Source organism: Acidisoma sp. (assembly GCF_965199065.1).
Taxonomy (GTDB): domain Bacteria; phylum Pseudomonadota; class Alphaproteobacteria; order Acetobacterales; family Acetobacteraceae; genus Acidisoma.
The window spans coordinates 145465-168212 of sequence record NZ_CBDAQN010000003.1; the positions used below are offsets into that span (position 1 = coordinate 145465).

Genomic DNA, 22748 nt, shown 5'->3' on the forward strand with positions numbered 1-22748 from the left:
TCCGGTATAGCTGTTCTTTGCAGCTGCGAGACCGGATATGCCGAAGGCTGAGGACAAAGCGGAGAAGGTCGATAAGCTTCTCGCCACACCTGATCTGGCGGGTGCTCTGGAAAGCGAGCAGTTCCGTCGTTTTCTCGACCAGGTTCCGATCGCGATCGCTGTCGCGGACATGAGTGGCGAAGAACGTATCGTCTACTCAAACCCAGAATTTGAACGGCTATCGGGGCGTTCCGCCGCCGACCTCGTCGATAAACCTTGGGGCGTTTTTGACGCGACACCCCAGTCCAGCGGCGAGCACAACATTCTCGGCAACGCGATCGTGAGCGCCAGCGACTTCATTGGCACCTACCGGATCAGCCGTACCGAGCAGGCTCCGGCCGTCGTCGATGCCTACTCCAACGTCATACAGGATGAAACCGGCCGCCCCGCGTACCGCCTCGCCGCCCTTGTCGATGTGACGGCTCACAACGAGGACGACCGCGAGGAACTGGTGCAGAAGCTGCGTGAGAGGGACACGCTGCTGATGGAGGTTCAGCACCGGGTCAAGAACAACTTGCAGATGATAACAGCGCTGATGCGGATCGAGGCGCGGAACGCGCGCGGCAAGATGGACACCTCGGCCTTCGACCGGCTGGCCGGGCGGATCGAGGCGATCCAAATCCTGTACGGCCTCCTCTCGGACCATGGGGCTGAGGATGTGATCGACCTCGGCGTTTATCTGAGCCGTGTCGCGTCGGCCGTGCTTCAGGCCCATGCCGTGGAGGGCATCCGGCTCGATCTCAAGGTCGACGTCTTTCCGGTCTCGGTGAACGTCGCGATGCCGACGGGTCTTGTCGTCAACGAGCTTCTGACCAACGCTCTCAAGCACGCCTTCGTGGGCCGCGCCGGGGGCACGATCACGTTGCATAGCCTGACGGATGCCGATGGCTGCCGGATCACCATTGCCGATGACGGAGTGGGTCTCCCCGAGGGCGTGGTCTGGCCGAAGCGCGGCAAGCTGGGCTCGGCGATCGTGCAGTCGCTGCGGGAGAACGCCAAGGCGCAGCTCGAGATCGGCGCGTCCCCCGGCGGCGGCCTGCGCGTGACGATCGTGTTCAAGCGACCGAACGAGACTTGAAGAGCCGAGCATGAGCGGCGATCCTGCGCATCGGCTGGCGGGACGGGTCGCGATCGTGACCGGCGGCGGTCGCGGGCTTGGTCGGGCGATGGCGCTCGGTTTGGCGCGCGCGGGGGCGACGGTCATCGCCACGGCGGCGCGCGAAACGGCCGAACTTGCCGCGCTGTCCGGCGTGGCGGGCACGGAGGTCGCGGGGCGCATCGTTCCCGTTCAGGCGGATGTCACGCAAGCCGACGATTGCGAGCGCATCGTTGACAGGGCGCTCCATGGTCAGGGGCGGCTCGATATCCTCATCAACAATGCCGGGCGCGGCATGAAGTATGTGAGCGAGCGGTTCCTCACCGAGCCGACACGGTTCTGGGAGACCGATCCCGCCGTCTGGCGCATGGTGATCGACACCAACGTCAACGGGCCGTTTCTGATGGCGCGTGCGGCGGCGCCGGTCATGCGCGCGGCGGGCTGGGGCCGGATCGTGAATATCTCGATGAACCGGGAGACGATGCGGCGTGCCGGCTTTTCACCTTATGGCCCATCGAAGGCGGCGCTGGATGCAGAGACGGCGATCTGGGCGCAGGATCTGGCTGGGTCGGGCGTCACGGTCAACGCGCTTTTGCCCGGCGGGGCGACGCTCACCGGAATGATCCCGGGCGATGTCGATCCGGTTTTGAGGGCGAAATTGCTCGACCCCGGCGTGATCGTGCCACCGCTGCTCTGGCTCGCCTCCGGCGCTTCGGACGGGATCACGGGCATGCGTTTCAACGCCGCCCTCTGGCTTGGCGATGCGGACGACGACGCATCGGCGGATGCGGCCGGCGAAAGGCTCTGACACAGGCGGTTGTTCTGTCAGCGTCTGCCCATCGCAACGATTTATGCGATCGTCTCAGCGGTCCGGCGCTTTTTGCCATGAACGCTTGGCCTCACCATGGAAAAGCCGCCTTTCCCGATCCCGGAACGAACGGGTAGAACCACAGCGGATAATCGGGCCAGTCGAGGCAGTTCCCCGTGTCGAGCGGCGTCGGGTAGAACGTCGTCGACGCCGCCGCCTGCACCAGATCCGAGCGGATATACGTCGCCTCCAGCGTCTCCGGAATCGGAAAGCCGCACACCGTCCGGATGGCGCCGAAATTGTTGGCGTGGACATGGCAAAGCGTGAAGGCCGATGACATCGTCGCCAACGCCTTCCAGGCCATGCTGCGAAACCGGCGCTCCTCTAGCCGCGGCAACTCGTGCAACTCCACCACGATCTGCTCGAAGCGCCGCAGCAGGCCCATCGAGGTTTCCGTCAGCACATCCCACTCCGCGCCTTCCACGTCGAGCTTGAGGATCGGCGCCTCCGTGCCGTGCGGCAGCTTCGCCATGTGGTCCGCCAGCGTGAACAGCCGCTGGGCCGGGTCGGCCGCGCCCGCGACCCCTTCCCGATACCAGGTGAACCCGTCGTGCTCGCCCGGCAGCACCTCGATGGTGTGGTCGAACAGCAGAACCCGATGCCCGCGCTCCGCCAGATCGAGGTCGAACGTCACCGAAGGGCCAATGCCGAAACTCATCACCGGCTGACTGCCGCGCAGGCGATCGACCACCACGTAGCCGCCATCTCCCGGCCCGCCGATCCGGATCTTGCGCTCGCCCGGCAGGTCATGCGGCGTCAGCAGGGACAGCGCCTCGAACACTCCGCGTTGCCGCGCAATGCCTGCCTCCAGCGGCTCCGTCACCGGGCGAAACGCCATCTCAGTCGTTCCTCGCTCTACCGAGCACCCACCTGACGCGAAGACAGCGCCGTCGCCAAGTCATCATTCGGGTGGCTGCGCGCGCAACATGCGCTCCGCTTCCTCGGGCGAGCATTCCAGCGCACGGCGTGCCATGACGCCGCTGAAGCCCGCGCGCCCGAAGGCCATCAGCACGCGGACGCGGTCCCCAGCCTCACTCTGATCGTCGCCCTCGCGCGCGAAAGGCCCCACGCGCCGCCGCCGCGCGAAGGCGAGCGCCGCCGCGAACTCCGCCGCCTCATCCTCGGGCACCGTCGCGCCGGCGAGCGAGGCGCCCACTCCCTTCGCGCCAAGATGCGCGAGCACCGCCAGCCGCGAGCGCCCCGAACGGCGCAGCCGCCGCGCCCGGCTCGCGGCGAAGGCCGCGTCGTCGACCGCGCCGATCGACGCCAGCGAGGCGACGACGCGACCCGCCGCCTCCCTCAGCGATGCGGCCTCGCCCGCGACCGCTTCGGGGTCTGCGCCCTCCGTCGCCAGCATCGCGCGCTCCCAGCGCTGGATGCGCCGGTCGAGGATGCGCGCCATCGAAGCCGTCGTGCCGCCGTAGCGCGTTGCGTAGTCCAGCCCCAGCGCGCGCAGCCCGGCTTCATCGAGATGTGCGGATTTTACCTGCGTCATCTGTGTGATGCTTTACCCTGATTGATTGACGGCATTGCCCACGGAACCCATACATCTCTGCTTTCCGTAAGCGGAAGGCCACTATGATTTCTGCCCTGATGCCGAACTACAACCGCGCCGACCTCGCTTTCGAGCGTGGCGAAGGCGCTTGGCTGTTCACGGCGGACGGGCGACGATACCTGGATTTCGGGGCCGGCATCGCGACCTCCTCGCTTGGCCATGGCCACCCCGGCCTCACCCGCGCCATCGCGGAGCAGGCCGCCCGCGTCATGCATGTGTCCAACCTCTACCGGGTGCCGCAGGCCGAGGCGCTCGCCGCCAGGCTCGTCGCCAACAGCTTCGGCGACAGCGTCTTCTTCTGCAACTCGGGCGCGGAAGCAAACGAGGGCATGGTCAAGATGATCCGCAAGACCATGGCGGAGAACGGCCACCCCGAGCGGTGGCGCATCATCTGTTTCGATGGCGCCTTCCACGGGCGCACGCTGGCGATGATCTCGGCGACGGGCAACCCGAACTACATCAAGGGCTTCGGGCCCGCCGTGGACGGCTTCGACCATGTGCCGTTCAACAACCTGAACGCGCTGCGCGATGCGATCGGGCCGGAGACCGCCGGCATCATCGCCGAGCCGATCCAGGGTGAAGGCGGTATCCGCTCCGCCGCGCCCGACTTCCTGCCGGGCCTCCGCGCCGCCTGCGACGAGTTCGGCATCCTGCTCGGCCTCGACGAGGTGCAGACCGGCATGGGCCGCACCGGCAAGCTTTTCGCCCATCAATGGACGAGCATCACGCCGGATGTGATGTCGCTCGCCAAAGGTCTCGGTGGCGGCTTCCCCGTCGGCGCCATCGTCGCGACCGAAGCGGTGGCGCGCAACATGCGTCCCGGCACCCATGGCACCACGTTCGGCGGCAACCCCCTCGCCTGCGCCGCCGGGAATGCGGTGCTGGACGTGGTGCTCGCGCCCGGCTTCCTCGACAGCATCGTCGAGCGTGCCGCGGTGCTGCGTCATGATCTTGAAGCCCTCGCCGCGGAGTTTCCGTCCATCGTCGAGGAGATCCGTGGCCAGGGCCTGTTGCTCGGGCTCAAGCTCGCCGTGCCGAACACCGCCATGCAGGGCGCCTGCCTCGCCGAGGGGCTGCTGACGGTCGCGGCAGGGGACAACGTGCTGCGTCTGGCACCGCCGCTCATCGTGACGCCGGAGGATTGCAGCGCGGCCGTCGCCATGATCCGCCGCGCGGTGACCGCCCTTGCAGAGCCGAAGGTCGCCGCCCAGTGAGCGTGGAGGAAATCGTCCACGCGGATGACGAGGATCGCCACGAGGAGCCGGCGGGGCCGCGGCACTTCCTCGACCTCAAGGACATCGACGCCGAGACTTTGCGGGACATCCTGACCACCGCCACGGTCTGCAAGGAGCATCGGCGCGACCACGCGCGGCCTCTCACCGGCAAATCGGTGGCGCTCATCTTCGGCAAGCCGAGCACCCGCACCCGCGTCAGCTTCGAGGTGGCGATCCGCGAACTCGGGGGCGATCCGGTCGTGCTGCTCGGGCACGAGATGCAGCTTGGCCGTGGCGAGACGATTGCCGACACGGCGCGAGTATTGTCGCGCTACGTCGACGGGATCATGCTGCGTACGGATCGCGCGCGTAACCTCTACGAGCTTGCCCGCTACGCGACGGTGCCGGTGATCAACGGGTTGACCGAGGCCTCGCACCCTTGCCAGATCATGGCCGACATCATGACCTTCGAGGAGCGGCAGGGCCCGATCGCGGAGCAGGTCGTCGCCTGGTGCGGCGACGGCAACAACGTCGCCCGCAGCTGGATCGAGGCTTCGGCCCGCTTCGGCTTTACCTTGCGGCTTGCGACGCCACCCGAGTTGGCGCCTCCCCCCGAGGTGCTGGACTGGGCGAAGGCAGAGGGTGCGCGGATCGAGATCGGCCGCGACCCCCGGGCTGCGGTGAAGGATGCGCGCTGCGTCATCACCGACACCTGGGTCAGCATGTCGGACGATCCGAACGAGAGCCGCCACAATCTGCTGGCGCCGTTCCGCGTGACGGAGCGGCTCATGGCCGAGGCCGCGCCCGACGCGATCTTCATGCACTGCCTGCCCGCCCATCGTGGCGAGGAGGTCGAGGCCGGCGTGATCGACGGCCCGCAATCGGTCGTGTTCCAGGAGGCAGAGAACCGCCTGCATGTGCAGAAGGGCATTCTCGCCTGGGCGTTCGCGGCCGATGAGCAAACATAAACATATGCTTATGTCAGGTCGGTGATGGACCACAAGACGGCGGTAATCACGGGCGGAACGAGCGGGCTTGGTCGGTGGGTCGCTGCAGGCCTGGCGAAGGCCGGCTACACGCTCACGCTGATCGCGCGGGACCGTGATCGCGCGGCGGCGACGATCGCCTGGATCAGATCGCGAACCGCGGATGCCGTGCTGGAGGTTGAGATCGCCGACCTCTCCTCCCTCGCCGAGACCCGGGCTGTAGCCGCCGCGATCCTGAGCCGGACGCCGAGGCTCGACCTGCTCGTGAACAACGCCGGCGTCGTGTCGCCCAAAAGGGTGCAGACCGCAGAGGGTCATGAGCGGACACTCGCGACCAACCTGCTCTCGCCCCTGGCGCTGACCGAAGCCCTGCTCCCTGCCCTGAAGGCGGCCGCACCGTCCCGCATCGTCATGGTCGGGTCGTCGAGTTCCGACCGCGCGCGGATCGACCCGGACAATCTGGAACTCGAGCGCCGCTGGTCGATGGTGCGAGCCTATTCGCAGTCCAAGCTCGCACTGCTGATGACGAGCCGGACGCTGGCGAAGCGTCTGGAGGGCTCGGGCGTGACGGTGAACGTCGTCCATCCCGGCCTCGTCGCGACGGACATCGTGCGCCATGGAGGCATCGTGGGCGTCGTCTGGAAGCTCATGGCGCCCTTCTCGCTGACGCCGGAACAGGGTGCCGCGACGCCCCTCTACGCCTGTCTCTCGCCGGAGATGACCAGCAAGTCGGGGCTTTACCTCAAGCGTGGCCGACCTGCGACGCCGAACCCTCTGGTCAATGATGCGGCGCTCTCGACGCGCGTCATGGCGGCAACGGAGCAGCTCCTCAGCTGAGGCCGCGTGATCCTGCCAGCCGGACGTAAAGCCGGCGAAGCCCCATCTGCGAACTCCATCGCCGCGCCCGCTCACCGAACGCGCCATGCACAGCGGAGGGCTTGTCGGAGGGCGCGAAAACGGTCGGCGAGGCGCCATGGTCCGCGGCGGCATCCCGCGTCAGGTGGCCGTCCACGCCGAGGCGCCGGATCACCGACCCGGTCAGCACGGGCGCGAGGCGGCTCAGCAGCGCGAAGGCGGCGACCGTGCCGCTGATCGTCATCTCGGGCCGCCCGGTCATCGCTGCCATATAGATGCCGCGCGCCACCACGTCCGGTTGATAGACCGGCGGCACCGGCCGCGCCGGCCAGCCCATGTGGCTGATCGCATGGTTGAAGAAAGGCGTGTTGACCGCCGGAGGGAAGACCGTGCTGACCCGCACCCGGCTGCGCTCGAAGGCCAGCTCGATCCGCAGCGCCTGCCCAAAGGCCCGCACCGCCGCCTTCGCTCCGGAATAGGAGGTCATCAGCGGCAGCCCATGGAAGACGACGCCCGAGCAGACGTTGACGATGGTGCCTTGTCCCCTCGGCCGCATGAGCGACAGCGCCACGCGGGTGCCATTCACCGTGCCGAGGTAGGTCACCTCGGTCACTTGCCGGAACTCGGCCTCGGGCACATCGGTGAAGCGGCCATAGACGCCATTGCCGGCGGCGTTGATCCAGACCTGGGCCGGCCCCAGGGCCCGCTCGATGGCGGCGGCGGCCGCGACGAGCCCCGCGCTATCCATGACATCCGCCACCGCGACCGCGGCGATGCCACCCGCCGCCTCCACATCGGCCGCCGCCGCGGCCAAGCCTCCGGCCCCGCGGGCGATCAGCCCGACGCGCCAGCCCTGAGCCGCGAAAATGGCCGCCGTGCAGCGGCCAAGGCCCGAGGAGCCCCCTGTGATGATGACAACCTGACCCACCTGTTGCCGCTTACTGGGGCGACGCTGGGCAGCGTATCAACGGGCTCGGGAACCCGGTGCAGTCGGGGAAGCGTATTTCGTTCGGCCCAATACGCACGACCCTCAGGATATCCGGCTGCGGGCATCCAAATCCCAGATCGTCCGGAAGGCCGGCAACGGGCTGAGGCTTGGTTTCCGTGGGAGCGAGCGCGAAGATCGTGCCGTTCGGCGTTCCCCGCACGCTCGCGATGAGGTTCTCGATCGCTTCCGGGTGGGTGAGCGTGCTGTGGATCACCACGTCGCGGGTAACCACGAAGGTAGCGTTCTCCTCGCATTCGCGGGCGCTCATGCCGGGCGGCGCGGGCAGGATGCCTCCCGCCCATGCACCGAACAGCCAGGCATGGGGCGGCGCTCCCTGAGCTGCTGCGGGTGGCGGCACAGCCGTCGCCGCCAGAAGCACGCCGACAACGAGAGGCGCGACCAGTGGCGCGAGAAGCAAGGCGGCCATCCGGCGCGCGGGCTCATAGGGCATGGCGTTCCTCAAGAACTGTCATCAGGGCGGCGGTCAGCGAACCGGTCGTCAGGCGCGGCAACCCGCGTCGTCCGATCCATTGAAGCGCTACGGCTGGCGTGGCAAGTCCCTGGTCCCCGAAGGATGGATCGCTTGTGATGCTGAAACGCGCCTATGCCCGGCTGATCGCGCTGGCCGGACACCCCCAGGCACCCTGGTTCCTGGCGGCGCTCGCCTTCGCCGAGGCGAGTTTTTTCCCGATCCCGCCCGACGCCCTGTTGGTGGCCATGGGCCTCGCCCGCCCGCGCCGTGTCTGGTTCTATGCCCTCATCTGCACGCTCGGCTCTGTCGCGGGCGGAGCGCTCGGCTACTACATCGGCTATGCCATCTTCAACCAGCTGGCGCAGCCCGTGATCCATTTCTACCACATGGAGCACGCCTTCCTGACCTTCCAGGCAAAGTTCGCGCGCTACGGCGTCGACCTGATCCTCATCAAGGGCCTCACGCCGATCCCCTACAAGCTGGTGACGATCGCCGCGGGTGCGGCACACTTCGACTTCTGGAAATTCATGGGCGCCAGCCTCGTCACACGCGGCGCACGGTTCTTTCTGGTCGCCACGATCCTCCGCATCTTCGGCGAGGCTGCCCGTGACTTCATCGAGCGGTGGCTGACGCTCGTCACCAGCCTCGTGGCAGTGGGCATTATCGGCGGGTTTCTGATCATCGTGTTTCTGTGAAGTCAAACGCCGAGCTAGTCGACTAACTCATGCGGCGACTGGCGGCAGTCCGGTCCGGCGACGGCCTTGTCGAGTTCGGCCTGGCGACGACCGGCGATGAACACATAGGCGCCCTCTTCGACAAATCGCTTGGCGGTTGCGAGGCCAAGGCCGCTGCTGCCCCGAGTGACGACGGCGATCTTGTTGTTCAACGCAGGCATTTCGTTGCTTCCTGAAGTTCGTGCGATGGCGTCGTTAACGAGCGTCGGATTGGCGAGCGCGGGATCGTCGCGCCCATCAACCTCAAGGCCTCGCCACGTTGTTTTCACGCCGCGGCAGGAGCAACAGGTCGGCCGCTTCCTCTGCGTCCTTGAGCAGCATCTTGCGCGACGAACCCATTCTTGCACGCATCGTCAGACCGCGGGCGAGGTCGAGGACCTGGCTCGCACGCACGGTGACCGGAAAGTCATCCGGGATTTCGCCCGCACTGATCCCGTCGCGAAAACGCCGCTCCAAAAGTGCCAGCGCGCCATCAGCCGCGTTCTTCAGGAACTGCTGGACCTCAGCATCGTCCACGAGCGGCGCGATGCACTGGAGAATACATCCGCGCGCCATCCCGCCCTCGGTCGCGTTCTCCACAATGTGCCGCATGAAGCTGACGAGCGAGCCATGAAGAGTGGGCGGCGAAAAAAGCGCCTTCGCAGCGAGAGCCCCATTCGCGTCCGCATAGTCCTTGAGGACGCGCAGGAATATCGTCCGCTTGTCCCCGAAGACGGAATACAGACTGGGACGTCCCACGCCCATGCCGGCGACGAGATCGTCGATCGTCACTCCGTCATAACCCTTCGACCAGAACACCTGCGTCGCCTTTTGCAACGCCTGCCTCTCGTCGAAGCTGCGCGGCCGGCCGCGCGGTTTGGCGGTGTTTTGAAGCATTTCGGTTCAGAACTCCTCGACCATAGCCATCAGATAAAATGTAACACAAATGTTCGAAATTACAAGATGACGTTAGCCGCATGCGTCCTTCGAAGCCCGATTCCTCCGGCACCTCCGCCGTCGTCAGGCTCTGAGCCTCCGAGGCACCCGACGTGTTTTAGAATTAAACAGTTAAAAACCTCCTTGACCACAGCCCACTTGCGCCATTATAGGACAGATCAGTTCATAAATAGGCAGGCGCCGCTGGCGTCGCAAGGAGACTAGGCATGCAACGGTATGAAGCGAAGCGGGCAGTGATCATTGGCGGCACGAGCGGCATCGGGCTCGCGACAGCGAAGATGCTCGTCGATGGAGGCGCGCGCGTTCTGGTGACTGGTCGCTCGCAAGCCGGCCTGGACCTAACGCAGAAAGAGCTTGGGAACGGCGGCATTGCGGTATCAAGCGACGCGCGGTCGTTGACGGACATCGACGCCCTCGCCTCCCGGGTTAAGGCCGAGTTCGAGACGTTCGATCTGCTCTTCGTCAACGCAGGGTTCAGCCTCTTCGCCCCTCTCGAGAACACGACCGAGGCGACCTTCGACGAAATGTTCAACCTGAACGCCAAGGGACCGTTTTTCGCGGTCCAGAAGCTCTCGCCGCTGATGAACCAGGGGAGCGCCGTCGTCCTCACGACCTCGGTCGCAAACGTCAAGGGGATGCCCATGATCGCCGCCTATGGCGGAGCCAAGGCCGCGCTGCGATCCTTCGCCCGGACGTTCGCCGCTGAGCTGCTTCCTCGGGGGATCCGCGTCAACGCGGTGTCGCCCGGCCCCATCGAGACGCCGATCATCGGCAAAGCCTTTCCCGACAAGGCAACGGCGGACTACCTCACCGCCCAGATGCGCGAAGCCAATCCGATGAAGCGCTTCGGCACGCCGGAGGAAGTGGCCAAGGCCGTGCTCTTCCTCGCCTTCGACGCGACCTACACGACCGGCCTCGAACTTCCGGTCGACGGAGGTTGGTCGCAACTCTGAGGGTCAGCCGCCGCACCACCTCAGCGGCCTCGGCCTGGTAGCAGCCGAGGCCGCTAACTTTGACAGTCACGAACGTCTTGCGGATCTGGAAACGATCCCGCTCATTGATCAGGAGACCACAGTGTCCGACCCCGCTTCCATTCATCCGTCTGCGACGCAGATATCGGACAAGCTCTTTATCGCACCGCAACCGAGCCTCACGGATTTCGCCAATCTCGCCGCGGCTGGGTTCAAGGGCGTCATCAGCAATCGCCCGGCGAACGAACAAGCCGGTCAGCCGAGCCCGGCAGACGAGCAGCAAGGCGCCGCGGCCAGCGGCATGTCCTTCCACTTCATACCTGTGACCGCATCGACCATCACCGAGGCCGATGTGCGAGCGTTTCAGAATGCAGTGTCCGAGATCGCCGGCCCAGTCTTCGCGCATTGCAAAAGCGGCGCTCGCGCCGCAAGTCTCTATGCCATCGGCGAGGTGCTGGACGGGCGCTTGGCGCCGCAGGAGTTGCCAGACCTCAGCAGCAGGTGGGGGGTCGATCTTTCAATCGCCACCAAGTGGCTGGCCCGGAATGCGGAGCGCCGGCCACGCGTCCGGGGCTTCTTCGACCCGCACACCTTCAGCGTACAATATGTCGCATCCGACCCTGCCACCCGCCAGTGCGCCATCATCGATCCCGTGCTGGATTTCGATGAGAAGTCGGGGTCGGTCGCCACGACGAGCGCCGATGCCATTCTGCGCTACGTTGCGGAGGAGAAGCTGACGGTCCAGTGGATCCTCGACACGCATCCGCATGCCGACCACCTTTCAGCCGCCCACTACCTGCATGGGAAAACCGGCGCGCCGACCGCGACCGGGGCGCATGTGGTCGAGGTCCAGAAGCTGTGGCAGTCCATCTATAACTGGCCGGAGTTGAAAACCGACGGCTCGCAGTGGGACCACCTTTTCGAGGATGGCGAGGACTTCACCATCGGCACGATCGACGCGCGAATTCTGTATTCGCCCGGTCATACGCTGGGATCGATCACCTATCTGATCGGCGACGCAGCCTTCGTGCATGACACGATCTTCATGCCGGATTCCGGCACCGCCCGCACCGATTTCCCCGGCGGCAGCGCCGAGCAGCTGTGGAACTCGCTGCAGGGGATCCTGGCACTGCCGGACGACACACGATTGTTCACGGGCCATGATTATCAGCCCTCGGGCCGGGCGCCGCGGTGGGAGAGCACAGTCGGCGAGCAGAAAACGCACAACGACCAAATCGCCGGGGTGAGCAAGGCTGCGTTCATCGCGAACCGGGAGGCACGCGACCGCAGCCTGCCGATGCCGAAGCTCATCCTGCACGCCCTGCAGGTCAACATCATGGGCGGCCGACTGCCAGAGCCCGAGAGCAATGGCCGGCGCTATCTCAAGATACCGATCGACGCCCTGGGGGATGTCGCCTGGGGGCATTGATCGAGAAACTGCCGGCCGCGTCCACCGAGCAACCGATCGTGGGCTTCATCCGGAGCGCAAAGCCGCTTCCCTGTGGACCTGCCGGCGGCGGCATGGTGGAACTGGCGCGATCCATTCCAAGGCTCCCACCATGTCTCTCGGCTTCATCAGGAAATGGCGACGCCGCCGCGCCAGACGCCGGCAACCAGCGCCACCGGCGCCGCCGCCCAACGCGGCGCGCGATCCGTCCCGCTGCGCCCTTCTGGTAATTGCCCATCCCGCCTTGCACCGGTCGCGCGCCAATACCGCACTGCTGGAAGCGGCCGAGGCCCGGCCGGACATCACCATCCATGACCTCTACCAGAATTATGCCGACTTCCTCATCGATGTGGAGGCGGAACAGCAGCGTCTGATCGACCATCGTCTCATAATCCTGCAGTTTCCGATGTATTGGTACTCGGCGCCTGCCCTGCTGAAGGAATGGCTCGACATGGTCTGGCTGCACGGCTTCGCCCACGGACAGCAGGGAACCCGGTTGCGGGGCAAAACGATGTTGGCCGCGGTGACGGCGGGCGGCGACGCCGGCGCCTACCGCCCAGGCGGCATAAACCGCTTCTCGATGGCCGAGTTCCTGCGGCCGCTTGAAGCGACCGCACACCTCTGCGGCCTCACCTGGGCGGAGCCCTTCATCGTGCACGACTCCATCCAGCTGACCGAGGCCAGCCGCCGCGATGCGACCCGGGCCTATAGCGCCCGGCTGAACGAAGCCATCGCGGCCTCGCGCCCATGAACACCGACAAGGTTCTCATCCAGGCCCTCGTCTACCTCGCCGCCAGCGTCATCGCCGTGCCGATCGCCAAGCGCGCGGGCCTCGGCTCCGTTCTCGGCTACCTCATCGCCGGCGCCGCGATCGGACCCTTCGCGCTGCACCTCGTCGGCAACCAGGCCGACGTCATGGGCTTCGCCGAGTTCGGCGTCGTCATCCTGCTGTTCCTCATCGGGCTGGAGGTGCGGCCCGCTCTGCTCTGGACGATGCGGGCGGCCATCTTCGGCTTGGGCGCGGCGCAGCTTGGCGCGATCGGGTTGGTGCTCGCGCTCGCCGCCGTCCTGCTCCGCCTGCCCTGGCAGCAGGCGCTCGCCTGTGGCGCCATCCTGGCCATGTCTTCGACCGCAATCGTCCTGCAGACGCTGGAGGAGAAGGGCCTGAGGCGCGGCGCGGTGGGTACCGCCGCCTTCGGGGTCCTGCTGTTCCAGGATCTCGCGGTCATCCCGCTGCTGGTTCTGCTGCCCCTGCTGGCGGTCGCGCCAGTCGTCGAGACTGCCGGCTCCGGCGGGCTGCATGGCTGGCTGCATGCCGTTGCCGTGCTCGCGGCGGTCGCAGCTATCGTGGCCGTCGGCCGCTACCTCACCGGGCCCGTCTTCCGCTTCATCGCCGCCGCCCGGCTGCGGGAAATCTTCACCGCGACGGCCCTTCTGCTGGTCATCGCCGTGACCGCGCTGATGACGCTCGTGGGCGTATCTCCAGCCCTCGGCGCCTTCCTGGCAGGCGTCATGCTGGCGGAGAACGAGTTCCGCCGCGAACTCGAAGCCGATATCGAGCCCTTCCGCGGCCTTCTGCTCGGGCTGTTCTTCATCACCGTCGGCGCAAGCCTCGATTTCGGCCTCGTCGCCCGTCATCCGTTCCTCGTGCTCGGCCTGACGGTCGGGCTGATGGCGATCAAGGCCGAGGCGATGACCCGGCTCGGCCGCCTGTTCCACCTGACGCGCGCCGATGCCCGCATGGTCGGCGTCTCGCTCTGCCAGGGCGGGGAGTTCGCCTTCGTTCTCACGGGCTTCGTCATCACCGCCCATGTGCTGCCGGCGCCGCTCGGGCACCTGCTGAACGCGGTCGTCGCCGTCTCGATGGTGCTGACGCCTCTCGTCTTCCTGATCCATGAGCGGGTCATGACCGTGCCCGTGCGGTCGGACGGCCCGGTGCCAGAGGAACCCGGCTTCGAGGCGGCGCCCGACGTGATCGTCGCCGGCTACGGCCGCTTCGGGCAGATCGCCGGGCGGCTCATCGAGGCCAACGGGTTCCGCACCTCGGTGCTCGACATCAGCACGAGCCAGATCGACCTGCTGCGGCGGTTCGGGCGGCGGGTGCATTACGGCGACGCCTCACGCCTGGATCTGCTCCAGGCGGCGGGCGCGGCTCAGGCGAAACTGCTGGTGGTGGCGATCGACGACCGCGAGCGCGCCCTGGAACTGGTGGAGACGGCGCGCCATGCCTTTCCGCAGCTGGTGATCCTGGCGCGCGCGTGGGATCGGCGGGCGGCCTACGATCTGCTGGACCATGGCGCGGACGCTGTCGAGCGCGAGACGTTCGAGGGCTCGCTGGCGCTGGGCCGGCTCGCGTTGGAGCGGCTGGGGGTGCGGGCGCACCAGGCACACCGAGCCGCGGCGATCTTCCGCCGTCACGACAAGCGGCTGTTCGAGAAGCTCAGGCCGCTCTGGGGTGATGAGGAGGGGTTCATTCTCGCCAGCCGGCAAAGCGTCATGACGCTGGAGACGCTGCTGGCGGCCGAGAGGCTCGGGGAGCAGATGGGCGGCGCGGAGGGCGGCTGGGACACCGCATCGCTGAAAAAGGAGATGGAGGCGCAGGACGGGGACTAGCGCCCGCGCTCCTTCATCATGACCGTGGCGGGCGGGACCGGCGTTTCGTCTTCGGCGATCCAGGCGCGCAGCAGCGTATAGCTCACCGCAAGCACGGCCGGCCCGATGAAGAGCCCGACAAGGCCGAACGCCGCCAGCCCGCCGAGCACGCCCACCAACACCAGAAGCATCGGCAGGTTCGCCTCCTTCTTGATGAGCATCGGCCGCAGGAGGTTGTCGATGGCGATTGCGATGATCGTCACCACCAGCAGCACGGTGCCCATCAGGTAGCGGCCCGACACGTACATCCAGATGACGGCGGGGATCAGCACGACCCCCGGACCCGCCTGCGCGACGCAGAAGATGAACATCACCGCCGTCAGCACCGGCGCCAGGGGCACGCCCGCGATCATCAGCCCGATGCCGCCGACGACCGCATCCGCAAGCGAGGTGAGCATCACCCCGAGCGCCACCGCGCGGATGGCGCGGCCCGCCAGCACGACCATCTGCTGGCCGCGGTCGCCCGCGAGCCGATGGCCGAACTGGCTCGCGATGCGCGCGCCCGCCTCGCCATGGGTGCTCATCACGGCGACGATCGCGGTCGTCAGCAGGAATTGCAGCAGCAACCGCCCGAAACTGCCGATGGAGCCGAGAAACCATTGCGCCACGGAGCCGACATAGGGCGTCGTCCGCGGCAGCATCGTGCCGATGCCCTGGTTCTGGAACTTCGCCCAGAACTCAGCCGCCTTGGCGCCGACGAGCGGCATCTCGGGAACCCAATGCGGCACAGGCGGGATGCGAAACGCGACAACCGCGCGCGCCAACCCGGTCAGGCTATCGATGTGGCCGAGGATGGTCGTCACCGCGAGCCAAAAAGGAACGACGAACAGTATCAGGACGATGAGCGTCATCAATGCGACAGCCAGTCCCCGGCTTCCGCCCACGAACTTTTGCAGCCGCAACAGCAACGGCCAGATGGCGACGACAATGGTCGCCGCCCAGATCGTCGCCGGGAGAAAGGGGCGCATGACCCAGAGCGAGCACAGCGACAGCCCACCCACGAAGATCAACAGCAGGATGATGCGGGTCGGGTCCTGGCGATGATGCCCAGGCTCGGGGCGGGCGGGACCGGATGGCCCGCCGGTGCTTACGTCCGACCCGGATAGTCCCATATCCGCCACGGCGGAGGCTGCCTCAGGCGCGCGCCTGCTCCTGCTCGTCGCTCAGCGCATGCGGCAGGTATTTGACGTAGTCCTTCGGCACCACCTGCCAGAAGTCGCCGAGCGTCTGGTCCCAGTTGTGGAGCAGCATCGCGGCGTAACGGCTGTTCGTCTCCTGCACATGCCGCTCGATCAACCCGCGCAGCTTGCTCTCCCAATAGGCCGCGCCGATCCGTTGCCAGGTCAGCGTGTCGGGATTGATCCGGCTCTCCAGCACCCCGTCGACATCGTAGAGAAACGCCATGCCGCCGGTGAAGCCCGCGCCGAAGTTGTCGCCGAAACGGCCGAGGATCGCGACCGTGCCGCCGGTCATGTATTCGCAACCGTTGGAGCCGCAGCCCTCGACGACTGCCGTAGCACCGGAGTTGCGGACGGCGAAGCGCTCGCCCGCTTGTCCGGCGGCGAACAGCTGGCCCGCCGTCGCGCCGTACAGGCAGGTGTTGCCGATGATCGTGTTGGCGTTGCTGCGCATCTTGGAGGATGGCGCTGTGCGCACGACGATGGTCGCGCCGGAGAGGCCCTTGCCGACATAGTCGTTGGCGTCGCCGATGACCTCGAGCTTGAGGCCCTGCACCGCAAAGGCGCCCAGCGACTGCCCGGCCGATCCGCGCAGCCGGACGTTCGCGTGTCCCGCCGGCAGCGTGCTCATGCCGAAGCGCCGCACGATGAGCGAGGAGAACTTCGTGCCGATCGCCCGGTGGGTGTTGCGGATGTTGTACTGCAACTGCATCTTCTCGCGCCGCTCGAAGAAGGGCGCGGCATCGGCGATCATCTGCGCGTCGAGCGTCTCCGGCACCGGGTTGCGTTCCTCCAGCGTGCAGTAGCGCGGATAGGGTCCGGGATCGGCCTGGGCGAGGATCGGGTTGAGGTCGAGGTCGTCGAGCAGATCGCTGCCCCGGCTGACCTGCTGCAACAGATCGGTCCGGCCGATGATGTCGGTCAGCTTGCGGAAGCCGAGCTTCGCCAGCGTTTCGCGCACCTCCTCGGCGATGAATGAGAAGAGGTTGATGACCTTCTCGGGCGTGCCCTCGAACTTTGCGCGCAACGTCTCGTCCTGCGTGCAGACGCCGACCGGGCAGGTGTTGCTGTGGCACTGCCGCACCATGATGCAGCCCATGGCGACGAGGCTCGCGGTGCCGATGCCGAATTCCTCGGCGCCCAGCATGGCGGCGATGATGACATCCCGCCCCGTCTTCAACCCACCGTCCGTGCGGAGCTTCACCCGATGGCGCAGCCGGTTGAGCATGAGCACCTGATGCGCCTCGGAGAGACCCATCTCCCACGGCAGCCCGGCATACTTGACGCTGGTGAGCGCGCTGGCGCCGGTGCCGCCGGAATGGCCCGAGATCAGGATCGCATCGGCCTTTGCCTTGGCAACGCCCGCCGCAATCGTGCCGATGCCGGAGCGTGAAACGAGCTTCACGCAGACGCTCGCATCCGGGTTGATCTGCTTGAGGTCGTAGATGAGCTGGGCGAGATCCTCGATCGAGTAGATGTCGTGATGCGGCGGCGGGCTGATGAGCATGACGCCCGGCGTCGAATGCCGCAGCTTTGCGATCAGTTCCGAGACCTTGAAGCCCGGCAGCTGGCCGCCCTCGCCCGGCTTCGCACCCTGCGCGACCTTGATCTCGATCTCGCGGCAGTTGTTGAGGTAATCCGCCGTCACGCCGAAACGGCCCGACGCGATCTGCTTGATCGCCGAGGAAGCGTTGTCTCCGTTGGCGCGCGGCTTGGAGCGCTCGGGGTCCTCGCCGCCCTCGCCGCTGTCGGAACGCGCGCCGATGCGGTTCATCGCGATCGACAGCGTCTCGTGCGCCTCCGGCCCCAGCGCGCCCAAAGAAATGCCCGGTGCGATCAGCCGCTTGCGGATCTCCGTGATGCTCTCGACATCGTCGACAGGAATGGGCGTCAGTCCGTCCATGCGGAAATCGAGCAGATCGCGCAACGCTACGGGGGGCAGCCGCCGGACCGCCTCCGAATATTTGCGGAACGTGGCGTAGCTGTCCGTCGCGACCGCCGTCTGCAACACGTGGATAAGGCTGCCGTCGAAGGCATGCGCCTCGCCGCCGCGACGGATCTTGTAGACGCCACCGACGGGCAGCGTCAGCACGCCCTCCGCCCAGGCGATCTTGTGCAGTTCGAGGACCTTGCGCGCGATGCCCGAGAGGCCGATGCCGGAAATGCGCGACTGCATGCCGGGGAAGAACTCGCCGACCAGGGCACGCGACAATCCGATCGCCTCGAAGGTGTAGCCGCCGCGATAGGAGGAGATGACGCTGATCCCCATCTTCGCCATGATCTTGAGCAGGCCCTTGTCGAGCGCCTTCTTGTAGCGGCCGATGGCGCCCTTGACGCTCATCTCGCCGAACAGCCCGCGGCGCTGACGATCGGCGATCGACTCCTGTGCAAGGTATGGGTTTACCGTCGTGGCACCCACACCGATGAGCACGGCGACGTAATGCACATCGAGGCATTCCGCCGACCGCACATTGACGCTGGTGAAGGTGCGCAGACTGGTTCGTACGAGATGCGTATGAACCGCGCCGGTCGCGAGGATCATCGGGATCGGCACGCGGTCCGGCCCGACATGCTCGTCGGTGACGATGAGATGCGTCGCGCCGGCGCGCACGGCGTCCTCGGCCTCCTGCCGGATGCGGTCGAGCCCCCGCCGCAGCCCGGCTTCGCCATCGGCGAGCGCGAAGGTGGCGTCGATCTCGACCACGGAGAGACCCAGGGTTTCCCGCAGGGCGATGAACTCGCCGGTCGATAGGATGGGGCTCGCAAGCTGGAGAATGTCGAACTGGTGCTCGCCCTCCTCCAGCACGTTGCCGAGGTTGCCGAGGCGCGTCTTGAGCGACATCACCCGCGTCTCGCGCAGGCTGTCGATGGGCGGGTTCGTGACTTGGCTGAAGTTCTGCCGGAAGTAATGGTGCAGGCCGCGATACCGCTCGGAGAGCACGGCGACGGGTGTGTCGTCACCCATGCTGCCGGTCGCCTCGCTGGCGTCGTCCACCATCGGCTGGAGGATCGCCTCCATCTCCTCGAGCGTCGCGCCGATGGTGAGCTGGCGGCGGCGCAACGCCTCGGTGCCGAGCAGCACGGGCTCGACCGTGTCGGTCTTCACCAGATCGTCGATGACGACGATGCGCTTGGCCCATTCGCCGAATGGGTTGCGCGCCGCCAGCAGATCCATCACCGCAGAATTGTCGTAGAAACGCGGCGTATCGAGATCGACCGCGATCATCTGGCCAGGGCCGACACGCCCCTTCTCGACGATCGAGGCCTCATCGAACTTTACCATGCCCGTCTCGGAGCCGACGACCAGCATCCCATGACTGGTCACCGTGTAGCGCAGCGGCCGCAGCCCGTTGCGGTCGAGGCCCGCGATGACCCAGCGACCATCGGTCGCGGTGATCGCGGCCGGCCCGTCCCACGGCTCCATCACCGCGTTGCAGTATTCGATCATGTCGCGATGCGCCTGCGGCATCGACGAGGTGGCGCCGATCGACGGCGGGATCATCATCGCCTTGACCATCGGCGCGTCACGGCCGGACCGCACCAGCAGCTCGAACACATTGTCGAGCGAAGCGGTATCCGAGCCGCCCGCCTGCACGACCGGCTTCACGTCGTCCATGAAGGCATCGAGCAGTTCGGACGAGAGCCGCGTCTCGTGGCTCTTCATCCAGTTGACGTTGCCCTGAACCGTGTTGATCTCGCCATTATGGGCGAGCGCGCGAAACGGTTGCGCGAGCTTCCAGGTCGGGAAGGTGTTCGTCGAATAGCGCTGGTGATAGATCGCGAACCGCGACACGAAACGCTCGTCGAGCAGGTCCGGGTAAAACTCCGTCAGGCTCTCGGCCAGGAACATGCCCTTGTAGACGATGGACCGGCACGAGAGGGAACAGAAGTAGAGGTCCGGAATCTGCGCCGCGATCGTCTCGCGCTCGATCCGGCGGCGGATCACGTAAAGGTCGCGCTCGAACTCCACCTCCGACACGCCGCGCGCGTTCCAGAGCATGATCTGCTCGATCTCGGGGCGGGTTGCATTGGCCTTCTCGCCGATGCAGGCAACGTTGATCGGCACCTGCCGCCAGCCATAGATCTGGTAGCCGAGGGCGAGGATCTCGGTCTCGACGATCTGCCGGCAGCGTTCCTGCGCGCTGAGATCGGTCTTCGGCATGAACACCTGCCCGACCGCGATCGGGCCGGGGCGCAGCACGGCGCCGCTCCGCTCGACGGCGGCAGCGAAAAAATCCTGCGGAATTTCGATATGGATGCCGGCGCCATCACCGGTCTTGCCATCGGCATCGACGGCGCCGCGATGCCACACCGCCTTCAGCGCATCGATGCCCGCCTGCACGACATCACGTCGACGCTTGCCATCGAGCGCCGCGATCATGCCGACGCCGCAGGCATCATGTTCCTGAGAGGGATCGTAAGTGCCCGCCAACGCCGTCGTGTTGCGCGCCCAATCGGCCAGGAACTCGACACCCGTCTCCAGCATCTCGCTTTCTGTCAGGATCATGTCAGCCATGGCGTTCTCCCTATCGCGCGGCAGGCTGCCGCGGCCCGCCCGAAGGCGGCATTCATCTCACTGCGTGCTGAGCCCTTGGGCACTCAACTTGGCGGCATCCGCCTGCAGCACCTGCGTCGCCGCCTGCTGAATCCAGGCATGACCAGCGACCACCATCTGCCGCGTCAGGCTTGGAATGAGCGCCGCGAGCTTCGCGCCAGCCGGCGTCTGGTAGAAGGCAAGGATCTGCTGCAATTCATCCGTCGTGAAGGCGTGGCCATAGCTGACGGCGACGGTGGACACGAACTGCGGCTCCAACGCGCGCAGATCGGGCACCAGAACTGCGTCGACGATGCCCGACACCTTATCCTGCGGCTGGTTGTTGCGCGCGGCAAGGCTCTGCACCAGCACCATCCGCAAGCCGTCCATCGCCGCGTCGGCCACCTGCTGGATGCCGAAAGCCTGAACCACCTGGGTCGCCAACGCCATCTGGTCGGCACTCAACGCCGCGTCGTCAGCATGGGCCACATCCGGGGCCACGGCGAGCAACGCCGCGATCAGACAAGCAAGCGCTTCTTTTTGAAGGAAGAAGCGAAAACTCTTCATCGGATAGCGAATGCTCATTCCGCTGCCACCGCAACGGTCGCCGGCTGCTGCAGATAGGCATGCACCTGGGCGGCAACATCCTGCCCGTCCTTGATCGCCCAAACGACGAGGCTTGCACCGCGCACGATGTCCCCCGCCGCGAATACGCCAGGAACCGATGTCATGAAGCTGCGATAATTCACCTTGAGCGTGCCCCAGCGGCTGACCTCCAGCCCCTTCTCGCCGAACATGCGCGGCACGTCCTCGGGGTCGAAGCCCAACGCCTTGATGACGAGGTCCGCCTCAACGGTGAAATGACTGCCGGCCACCGGCTCCACCGATTGCCGGCCGGAGGTGTCGGGCAGGCCGAGATGCATCCGCACCGCGCGGACGCCAGTGACATGGTCATCGCCCAGGAAAGCCTCGGGCGCCGACAGCCAGAGGAACTCGACGCCCTCCTCCTCGGCATTCTTCACCTCGCGCAGAGAACCCGGCATATTCGCGCGGTCGCGCCGATACAGACACTGCACCGAGGTCGCGCCCTGGCGGACAGCGGTGCGTACACAATCCATCGCCGTGTCTCCGCCGCCGATGACGACGACCTGCTTGCCCTCGGCGTTGAGCAATCCGCTCTCGAAGTCGGGGACCACCTCGTTGAGGCCGCGGCGGTTCGAGGCGGTGAGGAAGTCGAGCGCGGGCACGATTCCGTTGAGGCCCGCGCCGGGCCCGCCGATGTCACGCGACTTGTAGACGCCGGTTGCGATGATGACGGCCGCGTGCTTCTGCCGCAGTTCCGCGAAGGAGATGCCGGCGCTGCTTCCGTTGCCGATCGCCGTGTTGAGGTGGAACTGGACGCCGCAATCCTCCAGGTAGCGCCAGCGGCGGATAACGACTTCCTTCTCCAGCTTGAAGCCGGGGATGCCGTAGATCATCAGGCCGCCGGGCCTGTCGTAGCGGTCATAGACGTGCACCTGATAGCCCTGGCGGCGCAGCCGTTCCGCCGCCGCGAGCCCGCCGGGGCCGGCACCGACAATGGCGACGGATTCCGGCCGCTCATGGGTCGGCCGGACCGGCTTGACCCAGCCGCGCTCGAAGGCGGTATCCGTGATGTAGCGTTCCACAGCACCGATGGTGACGCTTTCGAAGCCCTTCTCGATAACGCAGTTCCCTTCGCAGAGCCGGTCCTGCGGGCAGATGCGGCCACAAACCTCAGGGAAGCTGTTGGTCATGGAGGAGATTTCGTAAGCCTCCTCGAGCCTGCCTTCGGCGGTCAGGCGCAGCCAGTCGGGGATGTGGTTCCCCAGAGGGCAATGCACCGAACAAAACGGAACGCCGCATTGGCTGCAACGGCTCGCCTGTTCCGAAGCGCGCGCAGGGTCGAAGCGGTTGTAGATCTCGTCGAAGTCCTGGCGGCGCAACTCGGCAACCCGCTTCTGCGGGATCTTCTGCGGCGTATGGACGAACTTCAACATGCGCTCGGTCATGGGGAGTGGCTCCTCCTGAAGGGCGGACGCTGGGGCGCTCGCGGAACGATGCCACCCTTATAGCGAAACCCGGCCTTTGCGAAGGCGAATACGATCCCCGAACAGTTATGCTGACCTATCTCCAGCGCATATCACGCTTTCGTGACCTACTTGATCGAGTGACGCCGAAAATTAGGTCCGATCTGGTCTGTTT

Annotated in this window: 19 protein-coding genes and 1 pseudogene; 10 read left to right on the forward strand and 10 right to left on the reverse strand. The window is 66.4% G+C overall.

The annotated features are described in order from the left end of the window. The first annotated feature begins 37 nt into the window (after positions 1-37). Complete coding sequence (locus ACOEQ1_RS08905) at positions 38-1117, forward strand: sensor histidine kinase (RefSeq protein ID WP_419758897.1); 1080 nt, start codon at positions 38-40, stop codon at positions 1115-1117. Positions 1118-1127: 10 nt separating this feature from the next. Next, positions 1128-1943 (forward strand): SDR family NAD(P)-dependent oxidoreductase, encoded by an 816-nt coding sequence (locus tag ACOEQ1_RS08910; RefSeq protein ID WP_419758898.1) that lies wholly within the window; start codon positions 1128-1130, stop codon positions 1941-1943. Between the two features lie 91 nt (positions 1944-2034). On the opposite strand, the gene ACOEQ1_RS08915 is transcribed toward ACOEQ1_RS08910, so the two are convergent. After that, positions 2035-2841, reverse strand: a complete 807-nt coding sequence (locus tag ACOEQ1_RS08915) for an FkbM family methyltransferase (RefSeq protein WP_419758899.1) — start codon at positions 2839-2841, stop codon at positions 2035-2037. Positions 2842-2904: 63 nt separating this feature from the next. Then, positions 2905-3498: a RecX family transcriptional regulator gene (locus ACOEQ1_RS08920; protein WP_419758900.1), complete on the reverse strand. Its 594-nt coding sequence runs from the start codon at positions 3496-3498 to the stop codon at positions 2905-2907. 83 nt (positions 3499-3581) lie between these two features. On the opposite strand from ACOEQ1_RS08920, the gene ACOEQ1_RS08925 reads away from it, so the two are divergent. From ACOEQ1_RS08925 to ACOEQ1_RS08935, 3 genes are read left to right on the forward strand one after another with little or no spacing between them, the layout of a single operon-like run. Beyond that, complete coding sequence (locus tag ACOEQ1_RS08925; RefSeq protein ID WP_419758901.1) at positions 3582-4772, forward strand: aspartate aminotransferase family protein; 1191 nt, start codon at positions 3582-3584, stop codon at positions 4770-4772. Continuing rightward, positions 4769-5740 carry an ornithine carbamoyltransferase gene (gene argF / locus ACOEQ1_RS08930; protein ID WP_419758902.1) on the forward strand — a complete coding sequence of 324 codons (972 nt, stop codon included), beginning with the start codon at positions 4769-4771 and terminating at the stop codon, positions 5738-5740. Before ACOEQ1_RS08925 ends, argF begins: the two co-directional genes overlap by 4 nt. A 24-nt stretch (positions 5741-5764) precedes the next feature. Then, positions 5765-6595 carry an SDR family NAD(P)-dependent oxidoreductase gene (locus ACOEQ1_RS08935; RefSeq protein ID WP_419758903.1) on the forward strand — a complete coding sequence of 277 codons (831 nt, stop codon included), beginning with the start codon at positions 5765-5767 and terminating at the stop codon, positions 6593-6595. On the opposite strand, the gene ACOEQ1_RS08940 is transcribed toward ACOEQ1_RS08935, so the two are convergent. Together ACOEQ1_RS08940 and ACOEQ1_RS08945 are read right to left on the reverse strand one after the other, a co-directional pair. Continuing rightward, complete coding sequence (locus tag ACOEQ1_RS08940) at positions 6588-7541, reverse strand: SDR family oxidoreductase (RefSeq protein WP_419758904.1); 954 nt, start codon at positions 7539-7541, stop codon at positions 6588-6590. The genes ACOEQ1_RS08935 and ACOEQ1_RS08940 overlap by 8 nt on opposite strands. A 10-nt stretch (positions 7542-7551) precedes the next feature. Continuing rightward, positions 7552-8052 carry a hypothetical protein gene (locus ACOEQ1_RS08945; protein ID WP_419758905.1) on the reverse strand — a complete coding sequence of 167 codons (501 nt, stop codon included), beginning with the start codon at positions 8050-8052 and terminating at the stop codon, positions 7552-7554. A 137-nt stretch (positions 8053-8189) separates the two neighbouring features. Between ACOEQ1_RS08945 and ACOEQ1_RS08950 the strand changes: the two genes are divergently transcribed. Further along, positions 8190-8768 carry a YqaA family protein gene (locus ACOEQ1_RS08950; protein ID WP_419760668.1) on the forward strand — a complete coding sequence of 193 codons (579 nt, stop codon included), beginning with the start codon at positions 8190-8192 and terminating at the stop codon, positions 8766-8768. A 59-nt stretch (positions 8769-8827) separates the two neighbouring features. Here ACOEQ1_RS08950 and ACOEQ1_RS08955 read toward each other — a convergent pair. Beyond that, positions 8828-8968 (reverse strand): annotated as a pseudogene (locus ACOEQ1_RS08955) (SDR family NAD(P)-dependent oxidoreductase); the annotation flags it as partial. 82 nt (positions 8969-9050) lie between these two features. Continuing rightward, positions 9051-9683, reverse strand: coding sequence for a TetR/AcrR family transcriptional regulator (locus tag ACOEQ1_RS08960; protein WP_419758906.1), 633 nt, complete (start codon positions 9681-9683; stop codon positions 9051-9053). Positions 9684-9949: 266 nt separating this feature from the next. Between ACOEQ1_RS08960 and ACOEQ1_RS08965 the strand changes: the two genes are divergently transcribed. The 4 genes from ACOEQ1_RS08965 (at position 9950) to ACOEQ1_RS08980 (ending at position 14774) form a co-directional block, all read left to right on the forward strand. Beyond that, positions 9950-10696, forward strand: coding sequence for an SDR family oxidoreductase (locus ACOEQ1_RS08965; protein WP_419758907.1), 747 nt, complete (start codon positions 9950-9952; stop codon positions 10694-10696). 121 nt (positions 10697-10817) lie between these two features. Next, positions 10818-12143 (forward strand): bifunctional sulfur transferase/dioxygenase Blh, encoded by a 1326-nt coding sequence (gene blh, locus ACOEQ1_RS08970; protein WP_419758908.1) that lies wholly within the window; start codon positions 10818-10820, stop codon positions 12141-12143. Positions 12144-12273: 130 nt separating this feature from the next. Beyond that, positions 12274-12912, forward strand: a complete 639-nt coding sequence (locus ACOEQ1_RS08975; RefSeq protein WP_419758909.1) for an NAD(P)H-dependent oxidoreductase — start codon at positions 12274-12276, stop codon at positions 12910-12912. Beyond that, the gene (locus ACOEQ1_RS08980) at positions 12909-14774 is read left to right on the forward strand and encodes a monovalent cation:proton antiporter-2 (CPA2) family protein (protein ID WP_419758910.1); all 1866 of its coding nucleotides are present in this window, start codon (positions 12909-12911) and stop codon (positions 14772-14774) included. Before ACOEQ1_RS08975 ends, ACOEQ1_RS08980 begins: the two co-directional genes overlap by 4 nt. Here the strand turns inward: ACOEQ1_RS08980 and ydiK are convergent. The 4 genes from ydiK to ACOEQ1_RS09000 are packed head-to-tail and all read right to left on the reverse strand — an operon-like array spanning position 14771 to position 22555. Beyond that, the gene (ydiK, locus tag ACOEQ1_RS08985; RefSeq protein WP_419760669.1) at positions 14771-15925 is read right to left on the reverse strand and encodes an AI-2E family transporter YdiK; all 1155 of its coding nucleotides are present in this window, start codon (positions 15923-15925) and stop codon (positions 14771-14773) included. The genes ACOEQ1_RS08980 and ydiK overlap by 4 nt on opposite strands. 22 nt (positions 15926-15947) lie before the next feature. Next, positions 15948-20507, reverse strand: coding sequence for a glutamate synthase large subunit (gene gltB / locus ACOEQ1_RS08990; protein ID WP_419758911.1), 4560 nt, complete (start codon positions 20505-20507; stop codon positions 15948-15950). A 57-nt stretch (positions 20508-20564) separates the two neighbouring features. Further along, on the reverse strand, positions 20565-21110 hold the full coding sequence (locus ACOEQ1_RS08995; protein ID WP_419758912.1) for a DUF2059 domain-containing protein: 546 nt from the start codon (positions 21108-21110) through the stop codon (positions 20565-20567). After that, positions 21107-22555, reverse strand: a complete 1449-nt coding sequence (locus tag ACOEQ1_RS09000) for an NAD(P)-dependent oxidoreductase (RefSeq protein ID WP_419758913.1) — start codon at positions 22553-22555, stop codon at positions 21107-21109. The genes ACOEQ1_RS08995 and ACOEQ1_RS09000 overlap by 4 nt, the downstream gene beginning before the upstream one ends. Positions 22556-22748: the final 193 nt, after the last annotated feature.